At 58.3% G+C, this 21,573-nt stretch carries 17 protein-coding genes and 1 tRNA gene; 11 read left to right on the top strand and 7 right to left on the bottom strand.

Features of this window, described 5'->3' with window-relative positions; genetic code table 11:
- Positions 1 to 166 precede the first annotated feature (166 nt).
- The 3 genes from ABH909_RS22565 to ABH909_RS22555 all read left to right on the top strand — a co-directional run bounded on the left by ABH909_RS22565 (position 167) and on the right by ABH909_RS22555 (position 4,568).
- Positions 167 to 2,737 (top strand): bifunctional diguanylate cyclase/phosphodiesterase, encoded by a 2,571-nt coding sequence (locus ABH909_RS22565; RefSeq protein ID WP_429437266.1) that lies wholly within the window; start codon positions 167 to 169, stop codon positions 2,735 to 2,737.
- 100 nt (positions 2,738 to 2,837) lie between these two features.
- Positions 2,838 to 3,632: an exodeoxyribonuclease III gene (xth, locus tag ABH909_RS22560; RefSeq protein ID WP_429437264.1), complete on the top strand. Its 795-nt coding sequence runs from the start codon at positions 2,838 to 2,840 to the stop codon at positions 3,630 to 3,632.
- Between the two features lie 96 nt (positions 3,633 to 3,728).
- Entirely contained in the window at positions 3,729 to 4,568 is an 840-nt protein-coding gene (locus ABH909_RS22555; RefSeq protein WP_429437262.1) for an arylamine N-acetyltransferase family protein, read from the top strand.
- 69 nt (positions 4,569 to 4,637) lie between these two features.
- Here the strand turns inward: ABH909_RS22555 and ABH909_RS22550 are convergent, their stop codons facing one another.
- Together ABH909_RS22550 and ABH909_RS22545 are read right to left on the bottom strand one after the other, a co-directional pair.
- Complete coding sequence (locus ABH909_RS22550; protein ID WP_429437259.1) at positions 4,638 to 4,982, bottom strand: BrnA antitoxin family protein; 345 nt, start codon at positions 4,980 to 4,982, stop codon at positions 4,638 to 4,640.
- A 3-nt stretch (positions 4,983 to 4,985) separates the two neighbouring features.
- Positions 4,986 to 5,267 (bottom strand): BrnT family toxin, encoded by a 282-nt coding sequence (locus ABH909_RS22545; RefSeq protein WP_123501395.1) that lies wholly within the window; start codon positions 5,265 to 5,267, stop codon positions 4,986 to 4,988.
- A 254-nt stretch (positions 5,268 to 5,521) separates the two neighbouring features.
- Here ABH909_RS22545 and ABH909_RS22540 point away from each other — a divergent pair, with 254 nt between their 5' ends.
- Positions 5,522 to 7,039: a nucleobase:cation symporter-2 family protein gene (locus ABH909_RS22540; RefSeq protein ID WP_429437257.1), complete on the top strand. Its 1,518-nt coding sequence runs from the start codon at positions 5,522 to 5,524 to the stop codon at positions 7,037 to 7,039.
- A gap of 252 nt (positions 7,040 to 7,291) precedes the next feature.
- Here the strand turns inward: ABH909_RS22540 and ABH909_RS22535 are convergent, their stop codons facing one another.
- Positions 7,292 to 8,041: an NADPH-dependent F420 reductase gene (locus ABH909_RS22535; RefSeq protein WP_429437254.1), complete on the bottom strand. Its 750-nt coding sequence runs from the start codon at positions 8,039 to 8,041 to the stop codon at positions 7,292 to 7,294.
- A gap of 101 nt (positions 8,042 to 8,142) precedes the next feature.
- Between ABH909_RS22535 and ABH909_RS22530 the strand changes: the two genes are divergently transcribed.
- The gene (locus ABH909_RS22530; RefSeq protein WP_429437251.1) at positions 8,143 to 8,526 is read left to right on the top strand and encodes a winged helix-turn-helix transcriptional regulator; all 384 of its coding nucleotides are present in this window, start codon (positions 8,143 to 8,145) and stop codon (positions 8,524 to 8,526) included.
- Here ABH909_RS22530 and ABH909_RS22525 read toward each other — a convergent pair.
- Positions 8,521 to 9,987: an efflux transporter outer membrane subunit gene (locus tag ABH909_RS22525; protein WP_429437249.1), complete on the bottom strand. Its 1,467-nt coding sequence runs from the start codon at positions 9,985 to 9,987 to the stop codon at positions 8,521 to 8,523. The genes ABH909_RS22530 and ABH909_RS22525 overlap by 6 nt on opposite strands.
- A gap of 87 nt (positions 9,988 to 10,074) precedes the next feature.
- Here ABH909_RS22525 and ABH909_RS22520 point away from each other — a divergent pair, with 87 nt between their 5' ends.
- The 3 genes from ABH909_RS22520 to ABH909_RS22510 all read left to right on the top strand — a co-directional run bounded on the left by ABH909_RS22520 (position 10,075) and on the right by ABH909_RS22510 (position 15,084).
- The gene (locus tag ABH909_RS22520) at positions 10,075 to 10,695 is read left to right on the top strand and encodes a TetR/AcrR family transcriptional regulator (RefSeq protein ID WP_429437246.1); all 621 of its coding nucleotides are present in this window, start codon (positions 10,075 to 10,077) and stop codon (positions 10,693 to 10,695) included.
- A gap of 178 nt (positions 10,696 to 10,873) precedes the next feature.
- Positions 10,874 to 11,995 (top strand): efflux RND transporter periplasmic adaptor subunit, encoded by a 1,122-nt coding sequence (locus tag ABH909_RS22515; protein ID WP_429437244.1) that lies wholly within the window; start codon positions 10,874 to 10,876, stop codon positions 11,993 to 11,995.
- Positions 11,992 to 15,084: an efflux RND transporter permease subunit gene (locus ABH909_RS22510; protein WP_429437241.1), complete on the top strand. Its 3,093-nt coding sequence runs from the start codon at positions 11,992 to 11,994 to the stop codon at positions 15,082 to 15,084. The genes ABH909_RS22515 and ABH909_RS22510 overlap by 4 nt, the downstream gene beginning before the upstream one ends.
- 99 nt (positions 15,085 to 15,183) lie before the next feature.
- On the opposite strand, the gene ABH909_RS22505 is transcribed toward ABH909_RS22510, so the two are convergent.
- Positions 15,184 to 15,259: transfer RNA gene (locus tag ABH909_RS22505), tRNA-Asn, on the bottom strand.
- A 225-nt stretch (positions 15,260 to 15,484) separates the two neighbouring features.
- On the opposite strand from ABH909_RS22505, the gene ABH909_RS22500 reads away from it, so the two are divergent.
- On the top strand, positions 15,485 to 15,715 hold the full coding sequence (locus tag ABH909_RS22500; RefSeq protein WP_218399152.1) for a hypothetical protein: 231 nt from the start codon (positions 15,485 to 15,487) through the stop codon (positions 15,713 to 15,715).
- Here the strand turns inward: ABH909_RS22500 and ABH909_RS22495 are convergent.
- A complete protein-coding gene (locus ABH909_RS22495) occupies positions 15,712 to 15,912 on the bottom strand; it encodes a hypothetical protein (protein WP_007905992.1) in 201 nt (66 codons plus the stop codon). The two genes, ABH909_RS22500 and ABH909_RS22495, sit on opposite strands and share 4 nt — an antisense overlap.
- Before the next feature lie 235 nt (positions 15,913 to 16,147).
- Entirely contained in the window at positions 16,148 to 17,344 is a 1,197-nt protein-coding gene (locus tag ABH909_RS22490) for an amino acid aminotransferase (RefSeq protein WP_258621230.1), read from the bottom strand.
- Positions 17,345 to 17,681: 337 nt separating this feature from the next.
- On the opposite strand from ABH909_RS22490, the gene uvrB reads away from it, so the two are divergent.
- Both uvrB and gltX read left to right on the top strand, forming a co-directional pair.
- On the top strand, positions 17,682 to 19,697 hold the full coding sequence (uvrB, locus tag ABH909_RS22485; protein WP_429437237.1) for an excinuclease ABC subunit UvrB: 2,016 nt from the start codon (positions 17,682 to 17,684) through the stop codon (positions 19,695 to 19,697).
- A gap of 251 nt (positions 19,698 to 19,948) precedes the next feature.
- The gene (gltX, locus tag ABH909_RS22480; protein ID WP_429437235.1) at positions 19,949 to 21,430 is read left to right on the top strand and encodes a glutamate--tRNA ligase; all 1,482 of its coding nucleotides are present in this window, start codon (positions 19,949 to 19,951) and stop codon (positions 21,428 to 21,430) included.
- Positions 21,431 to 21,573 lie beyond the last annotated feature (143 nt).

Below are 21,573 nucleotides of genomic sequence, written 5' to 3'. Positions count from 1 at the left end.
TCATGGATTGCTTTTATGCATCGGTGCCCGTGCCGCTGACTTGCATTATTTCAGGGGCGCTGACCGGGCAGGGCTGCTATGGTCAGTGAAGAGCCTGGCTGTCATGACGACAGACCAGACCCCGCCGGCCTCACCCGATAAGGCGATCGATCGACAGGATCAATGCATGGATTTTACGGCCATTACTATCGCTGCACCTGCGCGTCATACACCGATTACTCGCAACCTGATGTTCGTCATCGGCGTGCTGTTCATGGTTGGGGTGTTGATTGCGCTAATGGCCCTGTTCAGCATTGCCGCACGGCTCGATATTCAGGATCTGGGCAAAACCACGTTCTACACGCAACGGGCACTTGAGAACCGCATCACCGCCTCGAAAAACTACATTGCCAGCTACGCCAACTGGACGACCGCCTACGATCACCTGAACGACAAGGTCGATGTGCAGTGGGCCTACGTCGAGCAGAACGTGGGTAAAACCCTGTTTACCATCGATCACTACGACGCGGTTTTCATAATCGATGGTCAGCGAACCAAATACGCCACGGTGCGCGGGCTGCTGGTTGAGGATCAGGCGACAGCCTATCTGTCGACCTCGATGGCGTCGCTTGTAGACGAGGTTCAAAGTCAGGAAAGCCTCATCGAGCCTGTCAGCCGGTACACCTTGTTCGAAGGCAAGCCGGCGCTGTTGACGGCGGCCGCGATCGTGCCCAATGACGAACGCCCGGCGGTCGATCCCAAGAGCACCTCAGTGCTGATTTACATTGACCAGTTGAACCCTGAGAAGCTCGCGACCTTGAGCGCCGATTACGGTTTGCATGACTTGAACCTGACGGCCGACGACGTCATCGTTCCCGATCAGCCAGCTGTCGCGCTGACCGACACCGGTTATAGCCTGGTGTCCCGGCTTGAGCAGCCGGGTCATCAATTGCTCTGGTCGCTGCTGCCGCCACTGGGCGGGGCGCTGTTGATTCTGGCGTTATTGACCGCTTACTTCTTTCGATATGTCCTGCGCACGTCCAGGCATGTAGATGCCAGTTACGCCAGCCTCGATTTGTCGAATCAGGCACTGGAGGCCAGTGAAGAACGCTTTCGTGCGGTGGCCGAAGCCGCGTCCGACTGGATCTGGGAAACCGACGATGAGCATTGCATCACTTATCTGTCGGGGCGCTTCAGCACCGTCACCGGGTTCTCCGATCAGCAATGGCTGGGGCAAAACATCGGGCAACTGCTTAATTGTGAAACCACGCCCTTGTCACTGTGGCTGAATAAACTTGATGAAGAGCAAGCCGTCAGCCACTTGCGCTGTTCCTATCGCGATCAGTCGGGGCAACAGCGAGTGTGCCGGGTGTCGGCGCGACCGATCCAGCGCAAGGGCGCCCTATTGGGGTTTCGCGGGACGGCCAGCGACATCACTGATGAAGTCGCCGCCCATGCGCAGATCCAGCATCTATCGATGCACGACGCACTGACTGGCTTGCCGAACCGCAACAAACTGGCGCGCTACCTCGAAGACGCACTGGCGCTGAAAGAGCAATCGACGGCGTTGACGTTGTTGATGATCGACCTGGATAACTTCAAGCCGATCAACGATTCCCTCGGCCACCCGGCGGGCGATGCGGTATTGCTGGAAGTGGCGATCCGTTTGCGCGAATGCACGCGGGATATTGATCTGGTTGCGCGATTGGGCGGTGACGAGTTCGTGCTGGTGCTCCACGGCATGGACAGCCACGCGGAAATCGACCGGTTTTGCGAGCGCTTGCTCGACAGCTTGCATCAACCCATCCATTACGATCACCACACGCTGCACATTGGTGCGAGCATCGGTGTCGCCCTGAGTCGGCGCCAGGGGCACGTTCCGGAGGAATTGATTCGCTGTGCCGATATCGCGTTGTATCAGGCCAAGTCCAATGGCAAGAAGACCTGGTGCTACTTTGCGCCGCACATGAACGATCAGATCCAGCACCGCCGACAACTGGAAAGCGACCTGCGTCAGGCGATCAAGAACAACGAATTCGTGATGCATTACCAGCCGCGTTATCACGTCGATGGCAAGCAGATCGTCTCGGTCGAAGCGCTGTTGCGCTGGCAGCATCCGGTGCAAGGCTTATTGAATCCCGACGCGTTTATCCCATTGGCCGAGCAGACCGACTTGATCGTGCCACTAGGGCGCTGGGTGCTGCGCGAGGCATGCGAGACGGCCCTGACCTGGCCGGGCGCGATGATGGTGTCGGTCAATCTGTCGCCGGTGCAGTTTGCCCGTAGCGATGTGATCGAGGATGTCCGGGAAGTATTGATCCAGACCCGCTTGCCCGCTAGTCGACTGGAGCTGGAGATCACCGAAAACGTGATGCTCATCGATGTCGATGGCGCTTTGGCGACCATGAATGCGCTCAAGGAGTTAGGCGTACGGCTGAACATGGACGATTTCGGCACCGGTTATTCTTCGCTGGGTTACTTGCGCACGTATCCATTCGACGGGATCAAGATCGACAAGCGCTTCATTGCGTCCATGAGCAACGGCAGCAATGACCGCGCCGTGGTGCAGGCGATCATCAACCTGGGCAAGGCCATGGGCCTGACCGTGACTGCCGAAGGTGTCGAGACGCTGGAGCAACTGGACTTTCTGATTTCGGACCAGTGCCATGAAGTGCAGGGGTTCTACCTCAGTCGACCGGTGGACAGGCATGCACTGCTGCCGTTGCTCAAGGCATCATGGGAAGATCACCCGCTGTAAGTCTCGCGCCTTTAGTCGCCTGTTTCGTTCGCCGCGGCAACTGCCGTGGCGCACCCCGGTCACAACTGGATACCGCCCCATCCGTTGCGAGCGTCGGATCATGAAGAACCTGAAAATCGCCACCTTCAACGTCAACGGCATGCGCGCCCGCTTGCCGAATCTGCTGGCCTGGCTTGCGCGAGAACAGCCAGACATCGCCTGCTTGCAGGAACTCAAATCGGTGGATGGCGCATTCCCCGTCGCCGAACTGGAGGCGGCCGGGTATGGCGCCGTCTGGCATGGCCAAGTGTCGTGGAACGGGGTGGCGATTCTGGCGCGCGATGCGCAGCCGTTGGAGAGCCGACGTGGTTTGCCAGGTGATGACAGCGATACCCATAGCCGCTACGTGGAAGCCGCCGTGCACGGGATTCTGGTCGGGTGCCTGTACCTGCCCAATGGCAACCCGCAACCGGGGCCGAAATTCGATTACAAACTGGCGTGGTTCGAGCGTCTGATTTCGCACGCCAAGGACTTGCAGAGCAGCGACCATCCGGTGGTGCTGGCCGGTGACTACAACGTGGTGCCCACCGATCTGGACATCTACAACCCACGCTCCTGGCTCAAGGACGCGCTGCTTCAACCCGAGAGTCGCGCGTGTTATCAGCGATTGCTGGATCAGGGCTGGACCGATTCCCTGCGTTTTCTGTACCCAGATGAGCGGATCTATACCTTCTGGGATTATTTCCGGCAGCACTGGCAGAAAAATTCGGGATTGCGCATCGATCATTTGCTGCTCAACCCAGCATTGAGTCCTTACCTGCAGGAGGCTGGCGTCGATGCCTGGGTTCGCAACGAACCTCATGCCAGCGATCATGCACCGGCATGGATTCGAGTGGGTTCGCGCAAGCGTCGCTGATTGGCTAAATCAATTGTCAGCCCGACCGTGTTTTCCCTTATATATGGCGCCCATTGGTGGAGTGATCCGCGGACCCCCTGCATAAAGGATTGAGCGATGAGCGAGACACGACTGACGAATCTTGCGCTGTACCTGCAACGCCTGGGCTTCGATACGCCCCCGGCGCCTACCCTGGAAACCCTGCGCCAACTGCAATTGCGCCACACCGGCGCCTTCACGTTCGAAAACCTCACCACGTTATTGGGCGAACCGGTGCTCATCGATCTGCCGTCCATCGAGCAGAAAGTATTGCACGAAGGTCGTGGTGGCTACTGCTATGAACTCAATCACCTGTTCCTGGCCTTGCTTCAAACGCTGGGCTTCGATGCACGTGGCATCACGGGTCGCGTGGTCATGGGCCAGCCCGAAGGCGCGTGGACCGCACGAACGCACCGCTTGAGCCTGGTGACTCTCGACGGCGTGCGCTACATCACTGACGTCGGTTTCGGCGGCATGGTGCCCACCGCACCGCTGATGCTGGATACCGAAGCTGAGCAATTCACTCCCCATGAACCCTTTCGCATCGAACCGCACGTCGACGGCTACACCTTGCGCGCTAACGTCGGGGATGAATGGCGGGCGATGTATATCTTCGACTTGCAACGTCAGGAAGACATCGATTACACCCTCGGCAACTGGTACGTCTCGACCCATCCGGAATCGCCCTTTCTCAAACAGTTAAAGGTGGCGCGGACAGGGCAGGGATGGCGGCGGACGCTGAGCAACGGCAGTTTTGCCATTCATCGCATGGGCAGCGAGAGCGAGCGGCGGCAGGTAACGGACGTGGATGAGTTGATCGGGTTACTGGAACGTGAATTCGATATTCGAGTGCCGGCGCAGGAAGCATTGAAGCGGGTGCTTGAACGGTTGATTGAGCCTGTGTCGCAGGAAAACTGAGCCTCACGTAAAGGGGGCGGATCCATTCGCCCCTTTTTATCTGGTCGAGCCACCGTGGGTGTTTTTTGCCTAGGAACGAACTTCGAGCTCCATCACGTGATGGATTTCGCTGAGAACCTCGGACAACTTTTTCTCCAGGCTTTTCAGCTCGGAGGCGGTGAGGCCTTTTTTGAGATGCCCGACATTGGCAGCAGCGGTGTTCTGATCAGGTTTCGCCGTTTTGCCTTTATCGCTGAGCAATGCCTGGCGCAGGGTATTGTTGATCACCGTCTGATAGCCATACCCCTCGCTTTCTGCCAACGCACGCGCGGCCTCTATGACGACATCATCGAGCATGATGGTGATTCGGGTCTTGCCTTTGCTGGAGGCAACTGCCCCGCGCTTGGCATTGCTGAAGTCGTATTCATCTTTCATCGGTCAAGCCTCCATATAGTGGCGACGCTCGTTTTTGGTGGCGATGCGCGCGGAAATGATTCGCACGAAATTCGGGTCGCGGTAGGTGTATGCAACGACCAGCAGTCGACCTTTGGCATCCAGCCCGATGATGATCCATCGCTGCTCATCATGGTGGTTGTCCTGAAGCGTCAACGCTCGATCGTCATAAAACACAGGTTCTGTCTCGGCGAGGCTGATGCCTTGGTGCTTCAGTTTGTTGGCCGCGTTCTTTGCCTTGTGGTACTGAATTTCGAATGACTTCATTATGCATACTTTATATGTATAAGCGAGAGGGCGGCCGTGCCGGCGGTCGCTTGGAAAGCAAAAGATTAGCGGTGGAGAGGAATAGGGGAGGAGGGATGTATTTCAAGAGTTTTTAGGCCGGGGGCTCTACGGCGAAAGGGCTGTGTGAACATCTGTCCGTAATCTGACTGGATAGTTGTATACAACTCTATAGACATTTGTCCTGACTATTGAATACAGTGTGCGCACAACAAAAACCAGGGAACCCCCCAACCATGAAAACGCCCCATGTTTCACAACAACGGCCCGAGGATGAGAATCTCGGGATCGGCGCGAATATGGCTTACGGCCTGCAACACGTTCTGACCATGTACGGTGGTATCGTCGCGGTGCCTTTGATCATCGGCCAGGCGGCCGGGCTCTCGCCGGCGGACATCGGTTTGTTGATTGCTGCTTCATTGTTTGCAGGGGGGCTGGCGACGTTGCTGCAGACCCTGGGTTTACCGTTTTTCGGTTGTCAGTTGCCGCTGGTGCAGGGCGTTTCGTTCTCTGGCGTTGCGACCATGGTGGCGATTGTCAGCAGCGGTGGGGAGGGTGGCTTTCAGTCGATTCTCGGGGCGGTGATTGCCGCGTCACTGATCGGCTTGCTGATCACGCCGGTGTTCTCGCGAATCACCAAGTTCTTTCCGCCGCTGGTGACGGGCATTGTGATCACCACCATCGGCCTGACGCTGATGCCAGTGGCTGCACGCTGGGCCATGGGCGGCAACAACCATGCCCCGGACTTCGGCAGCATGGCCAACATCGGCCTGGCGGCGGTGACGCTGGTGCTGGTGCTGCTGCTGAGCAAGATCGGCAGTGCGACAATCTCCCGTTTGTCGATCCTCCTGGCAATGGTCATCGGCACTGTTATCGCCGTGTTCCTCGGCATGGCGGATTTTTCGTCCGTCACCCAGGGCCCGATGTTCGGCTTCCCGGCACCGTTTCATTTCGGCATGCCGACCTTCCACTTCGCCGCGATCCTGTCGATGTGCATTGTGATCATGGTGACCCTGGTGGAAACCTCGGCCGACATTCTGGCCGTCGGTGAAATCATCGACACCAAAGTCGACTCCAAACGCCTGGGCAATGGCCTGCGCGCCGACATGTTGTCGAGCATGATCGCGCCGATCTTCGGCTCCTTCACCCAGAGCGCTTTCGCCCAGAACGTCGGGCTGGTGGCGGTCACCGGGATCAAGAGCCGTTTCGTGGTGGCCACCGGTGGCGTATTCCTGGTGGTGCTCGGTTTGCTGCCCTTCATGGGCCGGGTCATCGCCGCTGTGCCAACCTCCGTGCTCGGCGGCGCCGGCATCGTGCTGTTCGGCACCGTGGCGGCCAGCGGCATTCGGACGCTGTCCAAGGTCGACTACCGCAACAACGTCAATCTGATCATCGTTGCCACCTCCATCGGTTTTGGCATGATCCCCATCGCTGCACCGAATTTCTACGACCACTTCCCCAGCTGGTTCGCGACGATCTTCCACTCGGGCATCAGCTCCTCGGCGATCATGGCCATCGTGCTGAACCTGGCCTTCAACCACCTCACCGCCGGCAACTCGGATCAACAATCGGTGTTTGCCGCCGGTACCGAGCGCGTCTTGCGTTATCAGGATCTGGCCGCGTTGCGGGAAGGGGATTACTTCAGCGAAGGCAAACTGCGGGACTGCGACGGGAACGAGATTCCGGTGATAGAGGCAGAACATGGGCATGCCGAGCCGCGGGCGGTGCATGCGAAAAGCAGTGAGCATGTCTGACGGCAGCCGGTAAAACGGCAGGTAGATCAAAAGATCGCAGCCTGCGGCAGCTCCTACATGATCCGTTTCGTCGCGTACGAAACGGATCGCATCCGGTCGGGATAAAACGCGACCGGTGTAGGAGCTGCCGCAGGCTGCGATCTTTTGACTTTATGGCGAGCACAAAAAAGCCACTGAATCCGTTGCATAAGGAACCATTGGCGTGCCGCAATCCATACACCATGGCTTACGAATGGATCGGTGACGAGGATCTCAGTTGACCGCGTTGAAGTTCCGGTTAAATGCCACCACGTCGGCGTGGGAAGGATTCTTGGCGAAGAGCTCAGGTAAACGCGCATTAAACTCCTCTCGTTTCTGCGCGCCGGCTCCCTTGATTGCGGCGGCCAGCGCCGGACGCATTTGATCAGCGGTGTAATCGCAGCAGTACGCTGGGGTGCATGGCTGTTGCCGCCACGAATCCTCGAGGCTTGCGCTGTCGACCGGATCGAAGCCAACGTCATCAACGAGCTTCATCACGAGAGTTTTCTGACTGACATCGTCGCCAGCGACGGCGACGCCTAGACGGCCTTCCGCCCCTTTCGGTTGACCAAGATTCTCCAGCGAGTAAGCCAGGAGATTGTTGAATGCCTTGATGACCGGTCGGCCGAGCTGCTCGCTGACCCAGACGCTCTCCGTTTGACCAGACTCCAATGCGGGGATCTGCGCGTCTCTCAGGCCTGGGTAGTAGTTGCTGGTGTCGACCACCGGAACCGAGGAGGGTAATTCGGCCAGCAGGCCTTCTGGAAGCGTTGCCATTGCTGGCAGTGGGATGGCAAGTATCACAGCGTCGGCGCCGTCTATTGCATCTTTGAGGTCGGCAGGGGTGACGCCTGCCTCTTTAGCAAAGCTGCTCACAGCAGCTTTTCCGCGGGAGTTGGCCACGCGGACCTCATGGCCAGCAGCGGCGAGTCGACGGGCAAGGTTCCCGCCGATAGATCCGATTCCAACGATAGCGATTTTCATAGTCCCTCCAAGGATTCAAAGTCCAGATACGGTATTATCGATGCTGCAAAATTCGCAAGAACCGACGTTTTTGTCTGTAACGCACTAAAAGGTAAGTATCAATGGATCGTGAGTGGGAATGTGAGAACCCATTACGGCGGCAGGCCTGGTCTGCTGCCATCAACGCCACGCTTCGCGTGCTGGAGGGGAAGTGGAAGATCGTCATCATCAATGAGCTGATGGCCGCCAAAGGCCGGCCACTTCGGTTCTCCGAACTGGAGAAGCTCATTCCCGACGTCACGCAGAAGATGCTTATCCAGCAGTTGAAGGGGCTGCATCAAGACGACATCGTTCACCGAACCGTTTACCCAGAGGTGCCTCCGCGGGTGGAGTACGCCCTGACAGAGCTGGGTCATGCGCTGGCCCCTACGATGACCGCGCTTATCGACTGGGCCGAACTCCGTCACGTGCACGATGCAAAGCGGGTCGAAACCAAGGCCTTATAGTGCCTTTGAGGCAACACGCGCCCCTGAGTCGTCTCGCTGCCAGCCGCCGCCCAATGCTTTGAACGTGGCCACTGCAGCGCGAGCCGATTCAGTTTGTGCCTGAGCTCTGCCATCGGATGCCGCTAAAAGGTGTTCATCGGCATCCAGTACTTCGATCAGGCTGACCACGCCTTTTTCATAAGCGACAAACGACGTCGCTCGGGCTTTCGCATACGCCGACTCGCCCTGAGCGAGTTGTGTCGATTGTTGCTCGCGGTTGATCAGCGCCGAAAAAGCGCTTTCAACATCTTCGCAGGCCCGCAGAACGGACTGGCGGTAAGCGGCTAAGGCTTCGGCTTCCTGGCCTTTCGCCAAATCGATTTGAGCGTTGATGCGGCCAAAATCGAACAGCCTCCAACGTAATCCCAGTGCCGCCGAAGCCTGACTGGCGCCATTGCTGAACAGGTTTGCGCTGGACACGGAGGTCGCACTGCCGAGCAGCGCCCCCACAGACAGTTTGGGGTAGTACTCGGACATGGCTTCGCCGATGCGTGCGTTGGATGCTGCAAGTCGGCGCTCAGCGACGATCACGTCTGGACGCCGACGCAGCAGGTCGGCCGGAGCACCCATGTCCGAGAGGCCTGGCACATCAGGGATGGGCGCCGGTTTGCTCAACTGCGCGCTATAAGTGCCGGGCGCCTTGCCTAGCATGATATCCAGCGCATTCATTGCCGCGTCAATGCCTGCTTGCAGTACCGGAACGGTGGCCTGCGCTTGATTCAGCGCGCCTTGGGTCTGGTTCAACTGCAGTTCAGCCGCCAGGCCTTTTGTGTAGAGATGTTCGATAGTGGTGAGCAGTTGTTGTCGCGTGTTTACTTGCTGCCGGGCAATTTCCAGGCGTGCTTGAAGGCCACGGAGGCTGATGTAAAGATCGGCTGTCTGCGCAACCACTGCCAGGCGTGTGGCAATCGCCCCGGCTTGTGAGGCCTGATAATCGGCGAAGGCGGCTTCTTTACCTCGGCGCAGCCCGCCAAACACATCCAGCTCCCAACTGGCATTCAAATTTGCCTCATAGGCACTGCCATAGCGATTATAGGAAGGGTCTGAATTCAGCGCTTGGCCTAACGGAGTCTCCAATGACTGACGGGCTCGGGCCGCTTGACCATTGACGGTAGCCGACGGCAGGAGGGCTGCGTTAGCTGCGCCCAAACCGGCGCGAGCCTGCTCGATCCTTGCGCTTGCCTGGGCTAAATCGAGATTCTGTTCAAGTGCTTGAGTTATCAGCTGATTGAGTAGCGGGTCATTAAATGCGTTCCACCAAACGGCGAGATCGGCATTTGTGGCGTCCACTTGTCGGGCCTTGGACGTTTGCGCCGAGAAATGCTCGGGCAATTCCACATTGGGTTCTGAGTAGTCGGGGCCCACTGCGCAACCTGCAACCATACCCAGACACAATAAGACGACGAAACGAGGAGAGAGCATGGGATACCTGCGAAAGGGTCGTTTTGTGACGATATTACAATTTGGTCACAAGTTGTCAACCACCTTTGGGATGAGTAAGCTGCTCGCATGAATCAGCCATCAGTTTCTTCGTCCAGCACCCGTGGCCCAGTCGATCACGACATCCGAGACCAGATTGTCGCGGCGGCCAACGAGCATTTCAGTCAATACGGTTATGGCAAAACAACGGTTTCCGACCTGGCCAAGGCTATCGGCTTTTCCAAGGCTTACATCTACAAGTTCTTTGAATCCAAGCAGGCGATTGGTGAAGCAATCTGTACAAATTGCCTGACTGAAATCGTTGCGGCAGTGGAGCAGGCCATCAATGTGGAGGGGGTCTCGGCGACTGAACGTTTTCGGCGCCTGGTCAAAACCCTGGTCGCTACAGGTGTGAGCCTGTTCTTTAATGACCGTAAACTCTATGACATCGCTGCGTTCGCCGCGTCGGAGCGCTGGCCCAGCTCACAAGTCTATGACGCTCAGATCAAGAACTTCGTCTTGCAAATCGTGCGTGAGGGACGAGAGCTCGGCGAGTTTGAACGCAAGACACCGCTGGACGAGACGGTAGAGGCAATTCATCTCGCTCTGCGCCCCTTCATCAATCCTTTGCTATTGCAGTACAACCTCGATTTCGTTGAAGAAGCCCCTTCTCTTATCTCCAATCTTGTTCTGCGCAGCCTGATGCCTTGAACCGTCCGCTGACGGATGCGCTGCGCATCCGTATCAGCGTGTGCATCTGAAAAAACCAGATATCAAGCCTTTACGCTTTGCTCTGATCAAGTGGGGGATATAGATTCGTCTCGGAAGTGACTATTGACAGAATTGGTCACCTGAATAAACATGAGGCATCCGCTACCGAGAGGTTTTTATGGTCCAGCGCCATCGCATGTCACTCATTTTCATTGCCTTGTTGCCGTTTGCCCTGGTGGCCTGCAAGGAGGCCACGCCTGCCGATCCTCGCCTTCAAGTGCCCTTGGTGCGCATCGGTGTGGTTCAACCCTCCGCGCCTGCGGCACGGGTATTCACCGGTGTCGTCGCGGCTCGAGTTCAGAGCGATCTCGGCTTTCGGGTGCCTGGGAAGGTCTTGGAACGTCTGGTGGATGCTGGGCAGAGTGTCAAACGTGGGCAGCCACTTATGCGCATCGATGCCAACGACCTGACGCTGACTGCGAGGGCGCAGCAGGAAGCGGTGCTGGCTGCAATGGCCCGAGCCCGGCAGGCCTCCGATGATGAACTTCGCTACCGTGATCTGGTGTCCATCGGTGCGGTATCGGCCTCAGCTTACGCAGGGATCAAAGCAGCTGCTGACTCGGCGAAGGCTCAGCTAAACGCTGCCCGGGCTCAGGCTGATGTGGCGAAAAACGCGACCGGTTACTCGACGTTGCTGGCGGATGCCGATGGGGTTGTAGTGGATACCTTGGCGGAGCCGGGGCAGGTGGTTGGCGCAGGGCAGGTGGTGGTGCGCGTTGCCCATTCAGGGCAGCGCGAGGCCGTGATCCAGTTACCCGAGACGCTACGTCCTGTGCTGGGCTCGACGGCTACAGTTGAGCTCTACGGGCAGAACCAGCGTGCAGGCAGCGCCCGTTTACGTCAGCTGTCCGACTCTGCGGACCGACAGACCCGAACGTTCGAAGCGCGTTATGTGCTGGAGGGAGCGCTCTCCAACGCCACTTTGGGTTCGACGATCTCAGTGGTTATCGCCGACACGGAAGTTGCGGATGCCAAGGAATTCCAGGTGCCCATGGGAGCCCTCTACGACGCGGGTAAAGGCCCGGGTGTCTGGGTGGTTGGGGGAGAGCCGGAGCATGTGGTTTGGCGCCCGATCAAGGTTCACAGCCTGGATAACGAGGCCAGCGTGCGCGTGACGGGTGATCTGCGGGTGGGTGATCGGGTCGTCGCAATGGGGGCACACCTATTGAATGAGGGAGAGAAGGTCAGAACTGAACTTGCCGGTGCCACGCAAAAAACGGTAGTTGAGGTGAGTCGATGAGTGGCTTCAATCTTTCGGCGCTGGCAGTACGCGAGCGCTCGATCACTCTGTTTTTGATCCTGCTGATTTCTGTGGGTGGGTTGTACGCCTTCTTCAAATTGGGACGTGCGGAAGACCCCGCATTCACCATTAAACAAATGACGGTGGTCACCGCCTGGCCTGGGGCGACGGCCCAGGAGATCCAGGACCAGGTGGTAGAAAAGCTGGAAAAACGCATGCAGGAACTGCGTTGGTACGACCGGACCGAGACCTTTACCCGGCCCGGCTTGGCATTCACCACGGTTTATCTGCTCGATAGCACGCCGCCCTCAGCCGTCCAGGAGGAGTTTTACCAGGCGCGCAAGAAAATCCTGGATGAGCAGAAGGGGTTGCCGTCTGGGGTGATCGGCCCGATGGTCAATGATGAGTATTCCGATGTCACCTTCGCGCTCTATGCGCTCAAGGCCAAGGGCGAGCCGCAACGTCTGTTGGTGCGCGAAGCCGAGAGCTTGCGCCAGCGTCTGCTGCATGTGGCGGGAGTGAAGAAGGTCAACATCATCGGTGAGCAGGCCGAGCGCATTTTTGTCGAGTTGTCCTACGAGCGTCTGGCGACACTGGGCATTTCCGCACGAAACATCTTCAGTGCATTGAACACGCAGAACATGATTACGCCGGCCGGCTCGGTTGAAGCGAAGGGCCCACAGGTTTTCATCCGCCTGGATGGCGCGTTCGATGACCTGCAGAAGATTCGTAATACCCCACTGACGGTGCAGGGCAGAACCCTCAAATTGTCCGATGTGGCTGAGGTCAAGCGCGGTTATGAGGACCCTGCGACGTTCCTGGTACGCAACAATGGCGAGCCCGCATTGTTGCTCGGCGTGATCATGCGCGATGGCTGGAACGGTCTGGATCTGGGGAAGTCGCTGGAGGCCGAGGCAACAGCGATCAACGAGCAGATGCCTTTGGGCATGAGCCTGACCAAGGTCACGGATCAGGCGGTAAATATTGACGCCTCCGTCAACGAGTTCATGGTGAAGTTTTTTGCTGCCCTGGGCGTGGTGCTGCTGGTGTGTTTTCTCAGCATGGGCTGGCGTGTCGGCGTTGTGGTTGCCGCGGCGGTACCACTGACCCTGGCGGCCGTGTTCATTGTCATGGCCGCCACGGGCAAAGACTTCGATCGAATTACCTTGGGCTCGTTGATTCTGGCGCTGGGACTGCTGGTGGACGATGCAATCATTGCCATTGAAATGATGGTGGTGAAGATGGAGGAGGGCTACGACCGAATCAAGGCCTCCGCGTACGCCTGGAGCCACACGGCCGCGCCGATGTTGTCGGGGACATTGGTGACGGCGATCGGCTTTATGCCCAACGGTTTTGCCAAATCGACCGCTGGTGAGTACACCGCGAACATGTTCTGGATCGTTGGCATTGCGCTGATCACTTCCTGGGTGGTGGCCGTGGTGTTTACCCCTTACCTGGGCGTCAAACTGCTGCCACAGATCAAGGTGCCTGAAGGCGGGCATACGGCGATTTACGGTACACCGAACTACCAGCGTTTCAGGCGCCTGCTGGGCAGTGTGATCCGCCGCAAAGGCCTGGTGGCTACATCCGTCGTTGGCTTGTTTGTTGTTGCGATTCTGGGCATGGGCGTGGTCAAGAAGCAGTTCTTTCCAACGTCCGACCGACCTGAAGTGCTGGTTGAGGTGCAGATGCCTTACGGCACCTCTATAGAACAGACGGATGTGGCTGCGGCCAAAGTCGAGGCGTGGCTGGCTCAGCAGTCGGAAGCCAGGATCGTCACCGCCTATATTGGTCAGGGCGCGCCGCGCTTCTATTTGGCGATGGCCCCTGAGTTACCCGATCCATCCTTCGCAAAAATCGTCGTCCTGACCGCGAGTCAGCAAGAGCGCGAGGCGCTCAAGCTGCGCCTCAGGCAAGCCGTAGCCGATGGCTTGGCGCCGGAAGCCAGGGTGCGGGTGACGCAGTTGGTATTTGGTCCTTATTCACCATATCCGGTGGCCTTTCGGGTGATGGGCGCCGACCCCGCGGTGTTACGTGATATCGCCGCGCAGCTGCGTGAGGTCATGAACGCCAGTCCCATGATGAGGACCGTCAACACTGACTTGGGCGAGCGCGCGCCGGCACTTCATCTCACGCTGGATCAGGATCGCCTGCAAGCATTCGGCTTGACGTCGGCCGATGTCGCGCAACAGCTGCAATTCCTGCTCACAGGGGTGCCTGTCACCGACGTGCGTGAGGACATTCGTTCGGTTCAGGTGGTCGCTCGCTCGGCGGGAGAGACGCGTCTGGATCCGTCGAAAATTGCCGCCTTCACGCTGACCGGCGCCCAGGGGCAGCGCGTATCGCTGTCCCAGGTAGGGGCGGTGGATGTGCGCATGGAGGAGCCGATTCTGCGGCGTCGTGATCGTACGCCGACGATCACTGTGCGCGGTGACGTGGCTGAAGGCCTTCAGCCTCCCGATGTCTCCAACGCCTTGATAACGCAGTTGCAGCCCATCATCGAAAAACTGCCGGCGGGCTACCGGATTGAGTTTGCCGGCTCGATCGAGGAGTCGGGTAAAGCGAACAAGGCATTGCTACCGTTGTTCCCGATCATGATCGCGCTGATGTTGCTGACCATCATTATTCAGGTGCGCTCGATATCGGCAATGATGATGGTGTTCGCCACCGCGCCTTTGGGCCTGATCGGTGTGGTACCGATTCTGCTGCTGTTCCAGCAACCGTTCGGGATCAACGCGTTGGTGGGTCTGATTGCCTTGTCAGGGATTCTGATGCGCAACACGCTGATCCTCATCGGACAGATTCACTCCAATAAGCAAGCCGGCCTGTCACCTTACAACGCCGTGGTCGAAGCCACGGTGCAGCGCGCGAGGCCGGTGATTCTCACGGCGTTGGCGGCAATGCTGGCGTTCATTCCACTGACCCATTCGGTGTTTTGGGGAACGCTGGCCTACACCCTGATTGGCGGTACGTTTGCCGGCACCGTGCTGACCTTGGTGTTCCTGCCAGCGATGTACGCCCTCTGGTACAAGATCAAGCCTGAGCCTGAGCCCGCGCATGAGCTTGCGGTGAGCACTCATGTTGCTTGATACCTGCGTACCGACAAAACGCCAAAACGAAAAAACCCGCCATAAAGGCGGGTTTTTCGGGGGCTCCAGAGATTTTAAAAGCCTTCTCTGGAACTTGTCTGGCTCCACGACCTGGACTCGAACCAGGGACCCAGTGATTAACAGTCACTTGCTCTACCAACTGAGCTATCGCGGAATGGCGCCTATGTTACTGATTCAAAAAGAGAAGTCAAGCTTCTGTCGGCAGTTTGATGTTTTCATCGGATCGGCGGGGGTTATCGGCCATTGGCGGTTACCAGAATCGCGGTAGAGGTCTACCATGGTCGCCCGGAAGTGGTGACACGCGCTGCCGGCCCTCAGCCGAAAAGGTACGCGCCATGAATCATCCAATCCTCACATTTCAAAACAGCGGGGTGTTCGCATGAGCATCGCTCAGATCAGCCTGCCCAAAGGCGTTGGCCCGCACGCCGAGAAACTGTTCGACGCAATCACTCAGGCCAGTACCGCTGACGAATTGAACCGCGCCGGCGGCAAGGCCGAAGGTTTTGTCCTGGGCCTGGAAAGCACCAAGGCGATCAAAAGCCAGGTGGCCGAGTCGCTTTATGTCGCCTATGACGACGCTGCCAGCCAGCGCGCGGGCGAACTGGCTTAACCGCCGAAGGTAATGGTGCCGAGCATCAACTTGGCGTACAGCATCGTGGCGGTCAGTTGCACCAGCCACAACGCCAGGCCACCAAGGAACACGCCCGCAGCCACTTGCAGCACCAGGTTATTACCGCGTTTGGCCGAAGAGCGGGGTACGAAGTGGTCCAGCTCGTCGCGGTCGGCGCGTAAGTCATCGTTTTTCATGTGGGGTTCTCAAGAATTCTCGGGTGTACTCATAACCTGTGGGAGCGGGCTTGCTCGCGAAGGCGGCGGCACATCCAGCCTCAATGTGACAGATAGACCGCTTTCGCGAGCAAGCCCGCTCCCACATGTTTGATCTGCGTGCAGTCTAGAGCGACCGGTCGCCGAACTGGGAATTATCAAAGACAAATAAAAAACGGGAAGCCCTATGGCTTCCCGTTTTCGTATCGCCCGAGACTCAGATCACCTGAACGATGGCCTTGGTCACGGCGTCGATGTTGCTCTGGTTCAGCGCGGCAACGCAGATGCGGCCGGTGTCCAGGGCGTAGATGCCGAACTCGCTGCGCAGGCGGGTAACCTGCTCAACCGTCAGGCCGGAGTAGGAGAACATGCCGCGCTGGCGACCGACGAAGCTGAAATCGCGCTGTGGCGCGTTTTTCGCCAGCAGGTCGACCATCTGGATGCGCATGCCGCGAATCCGCAGGCGCATTTCTGCCAGTTCCTCTTCCCACTGGGCACGCAGTACCGGGCTGTTCAGCACGGCGGCGACGATGCTTGCACCGTGGGTCGGCGGGTTGGAGTAGTTGGTGCGGATCACGCGTTTGACTTGCGACAGTACGCGCGCGCTTTCTTCTTTCGATTCGCTGACGATCGACAGGGCGCCAACGCGCTCGCCGTACAGCGAGAAAGATTTGGAGAACGAACTGGAAACGAAAAAGGTCAGGTCCGATTCGGCGAACAGGCGCACGGCCGCGGCGTCTTCATCGATACCATCGCCAAAGCCCTGGTAAGCCATGTCGAGGAACGGCACGTGACCTTTGGCCTTGACCACTTCCAGCACGTTTTTCCAGTCCGCCGGGCTCAGGTCCACGCCGGTCGGGTTGTGGCAGCAAGCGTGCAGCACAACGATGGAGCCGGACGGCAGGGCGTTCAGGTCTTCCAGCAGGCCGGCGCGGTTAACGTCGTGGGTGGCGGCGTCGTAGTAGCGATAGTTCTGCACCGGGAAACCAGCGGTTTCGAACAGCGCGCGATGGTTTTCCCAGCTCGGGTCGCTGATGGCCACGACGGCGTTCGGCAGCAGTTGCTTGAGGAAGTCGGCGCCGATTTTCAGCGCGCCAGTACCGCCGACGGCTTGGGTGGTGATAACCCGGCCAGCGGCGATCAGCGGCGAATCATTGCCGAACAGCAGTTTTTGCACGGCCTGGTCGTAAGCGGCGATGCCGTCGATCGGCAAGTAACCACGGGAAACGTGTTGAGCAGCGCGAATCGTCTCGGCTTCGACAACGGCGCGCAGGAGTGGAATTCGCCCCTCCTCGTCGCAGTAAACACCGACCCCCAGGTTGACCTTGTTGGTGCGGGTATCGGCATTGAATGCTTCGTTGAGGCCCAGGATTGGATCGCGTGGTGCCATTTCGACAGCGGAGAACAGGCTCATTATTGCGGCGGCTCTGAATGGAGTGTGGAGGGACGTGTCGCGCTCCAGCCGAATGCACTAGAGCGGTGCACAAACGGGGAGCTAGTATAGAGGCCATCAGCGATTGATGGCGACAGGCGATTCGGCTTTTACCGTAAGTTTTTCCATTTATTTTTCGATCGTTGGTCGAGTGATGTCGTCAAAGATCCTACCCGATGTAGGACGTTTGCCTTGAAAGCGATGGCAATCGGCTCCACATTGAGCACAATCCAGTTTTTTCCTCGGGCGACATCGGTCGTTTGCGGTTTTTTTCGTCGCTGTCCGGTTTGTCCGGGCCGGCGCGAATCCAGAGGTATGTATGTCTGAATTCCAGCTAGTTACCCGCTTCGAGCCCGCCGGCGATCAGCCGGAAGCCATCCGTCTGATGGTAGAGGGCATTGAGGCCGGGCTGGCGCACCAGACGTTGCTCGGTGTGACCGGCTCGGGCAAGACTTTCAGTATCGCCAACGTGATCGCCCAGATACAGCGCCCGACGCTGGTGCTGGCTCCCAACAAGACCCTGGCCGCGCAGTTGTATGGCGAATTCAAGGCGTTCTTCCCGAACAACGCCGTTGAATACTTCGTGTCCTATTACGACTACTACCAGCCTGAAGCCTATGTGCCGTCATCCGATACCTTCATCGAGAAGGATGCCTCGATCAACGACCACATCGAGCAGATGCGCCTGTCCGCGACTAAGGCTCTGCTGGAGCGCAAGGACGCGATTATCGTCACCACGGTGTCGTGCATCTACGGTCTGGGCAGCCCGGAAACCTATCTGAAGATGGTGTTGCACGTCGATCGCGGCGACAAGCTCGACCAGCGTGCGCTGCTGCGTCGCCTGGCCGACTTGCAATACACCCGCAACGACATGGATTTCGCCCGGGCGACCTTCCGGGTACGCGGCGACGTGATTGATATCCACCCGGCAGAATCCGATTTCGAAGCGATCCGCATCGAGCTGTTCGATGACGAAGTGGAGAGCCTGTCTGCCTTCGATCCGCTGACCGGTGAAGTCATCCGCAAACTGCCGCGTTTTACCTTCTATCCGAAGAGCCATTACGTGACCCCGCGGGAAACCCTGCTCGAAGCTACCGAAGGGATAAAGATCGAATTGCAGGAGCGCCTGGAATACCTGCGTTCCAATAACAAACTGGTGGAAGCTCAGCGATTGGAGCAGCGCACCCGTTTCGATCTGGAAATGATCCTCGAGCTTGGTTATTGCAACGGCATCGAAAACTATTCGCGCTACCTGTCGGGGCGGGCTGCCGGCGAGGCGCCGCCCACCTTGTTTGATTACTTGCCGGCCGATGCCTTGCTGGTAATCGACGAATCCCACGTCAGCGTGCCGCAAGTCGGCGCCATGTATAAGGGCGACCGTTCGCGCAAAGAGACGCTGGTCGAGTATGGGTTCCGTCTGCCGTCGGCGCTGGACAACCGGCCGATGCGTTTCGACGAGTTCGAAAGCATTAGTCCCCAAACGATTTTTGTCTCGGCCACGCCGGGCAATTACGAGGCGGAGCACGCCGGCCGAGTGGTCGAGCAATTAGTGCGCCCGACTGGCCTGGTGGACCCACAAATCGAAATTCGCCCGGCGTTGACTCAGGTCGACGACTTGCTCTCGGAAATCACCAGGCGCGTGGCCCTGGAAGAGCGGGTGCTGGTTACCACGCTGACCAAGCGCATGTCCGAAGACTTGACCGATTACCTGGCCGACCACGGCGTGCGCGTGCGTTATCTGCATTCGGATATCGACACCGTGGAGCGGGTCGAAATTATCCGTGACTTGCGCCTCGGCGTCTTCGATGTGCTGGTGGGGATCAACTTGCTGCGTGAAGGCCTGGACATGCCGGAAGTCTCGCTGGTAGCGATTCTCGACGCGGACAAGGAAGGCTTCCTGCGTTCCGAGCGCTCACTGATCCAGACCATTGGCCGGGCGGCGCGCAACCTCAATGGGCGGGCGATTCTGTATGCGGATCGGATCACCGGTTCCATGGAACGTGCGATCGGCGAAACCGAGCGTCGTCGCGACAAGCAGATCGCCTTCAACCTGGCCAATGGCATCACGCCGAAGGGAGTGTTCAAGGATGTCGCCGACATCATGGAAGGCGCGGTTGTGCCGGGTTCGCGCAGCAAGAAGCGCAAAGGCATGGCCAAGGCCGCCGAGGAAAGTGCCAGGTACGAGGCGGAACTGCGCTCGCCGAGCGAGATCAGCAAACGCATTCGTCAGCTGGAAGAAAAGATGTACCAGCTCGCCCGCGACCTGGAATTCGAAGCCGCGGCACAGCTGCGCGACGAAATCGGCAAGTTGCGCGAGCGGTTGATCGTTGTTTGACGCTCTCCCTGTAGAAGCTGCCGAAGGCTGCGATCTTTTGATCTTGTTTTTAAAGGCAAGGTCAAAAGATCGCAGCCTTCGGCAGCTCCTACAGGGCGTGCACTGATTCAGTGAGCTTCTCAGCATCGCCACCCTACTGATTCCCAACGCAATATTGGCCTAAATACCCCACTCACTGGAGCCAGGCAGCTATCGCCTGTTACCATTCGCCTCTTGTTTGATCTTCGCTTTTATTCTTTTCGAGACATGCCATGACCACCGTCCGCACTCGCATCGCGCCATCGCCTACCGGGGACCCCCATGTAGGTACCGCTTACATCGCTTTGTTCAACTACTGCTTTGCCAAGCAGCATGGCGGTGAGTTTATCCTGCGGATCGAAGATACCGACCAACTGCGTTCGACCCGCGAGTCCGAACAGCAGATTTTCGACGCCCTGCGCTGGTTGGGTATCGACTGGAGCGAAGGCCCGGACGTCGGCGGCCCGCACGGTCCTTACCGCCAGAGCGAGCGCGGCGATATCTATCAGAAGTACTGCCAGCAATTGGTCGACATGGGTCATGCCTTCCCGTGCTTCTGCACGGCTGAAGAACTGGACCAGATGCGCGCCGAGCAAATGGCCCGCGGCGAAACCCCGCGTTACGACGGCCGTGCGCTGTTGCTCTCCAAGGAAGAAGTCGCGCGTCGTCTGGCCGCTGGCGAGCCACACGTCATCCGCATGAAAGTGCCGACCGAAGGCGTGTGCGTGGTGCCTGACATGCTGCGTGGCGACGTCGAGATCCCGTGGGATCGCATGGATATGCAAGTGCTGATGAAGACCGACGGCTTGCCGACATACTTCCTGGCCAACGTTGTCGATGACCACTTGATGGGCATCACCCACGTCTTGCGCGGCGAAGAATGGCTGCCTTCGGCGCCGAAACTGATCCTCTTGTACGAATACTTTGGTTGGGAGCAACCGCAGCTGTGCTACATGCCGCTGCTGCGTAACCCGGACAAGAGCAAGCTGTCCAAGCGCAAGAACCCGACCTCGGTGACGTTCTACGAGCGCATGGGTTTCATGCCGGAAGCAATGCTCAACTACCTGGGCCGTATGGGCTGGTCGATGCCGGACGAGCGCGAGAAGTTCTCCCTGCAGGAAATGGTCGATAACTTCGACCTGAGCCGCGTCTCCCTCGGCGGGCCGATTTTCGACATCGAGAAGCTGTCGTGGCTCAACGGCCAATGGCTGCGTGACCTGCCGGTGGAAGAGTTCGCCGCTCGTCTGCAAAAGTGGGCACTGAACCCTGAATACATGATGAAGATCGCACCGCACGTGCAGGGCCGGGTTGAAATCTTCAGCCAGGTCGCACCGCTGGCCGGCTTCTTCTTTGCCGGTGGCGTGAACCCGGATGCCAAGCTGTTCGAATCCAAGAAACTCTCGGGCGATCAGGTCCGTCAGTTGATGCAGTTGATTCTTTGGAAGCTGGAAAGCCTGCGTCAGTGGGAGAAAGACAGCATTACTGCAACCATCCAGTCGGTGGTCGAATCCCTGGAGCTGAAGCTGCGCGATGCCATGCCGCTGATGTTCGCTGCGATCACGGGCCAGGCCAGCTCGGTATCGGTGCTCGATGCGATGGAAATCCTCGGGCCGGACCTGACCCGTTTCCGTCTGCGCCAGGCTATTGACCTGCTGGGTGGCGTGTCAAAAAAGGAAAACAAGGAGTGGGAAAAACTCCTGAGCGCTATCGCTTAACGCTGTTTAACTTTGCGTAGGAGCTGCCGAAGGCTGCGATCTTTTGATCTTGCTCTTCGGCGCCACCCCCGTTTTTCGGGGGGGAGGGCGGTAAGTGATTGTTATGGCGACAAAAAATTTTGGAAATTGTTGAAAATAAGTTT

Origin of the sequence: Pseudomonas sp. BS3782 TE3695, from assembly GCF_050435305.1 — a bacterium.
Lineage (GTDB): Bacteria > Pseudomonadota > Gammaproteobacteria > Pseudomonadales > Pseudomonadaceae > Aquipseudomonas.
This window is presented reverse-complemented; position numbering and strand designations above follow the sequence as displayed.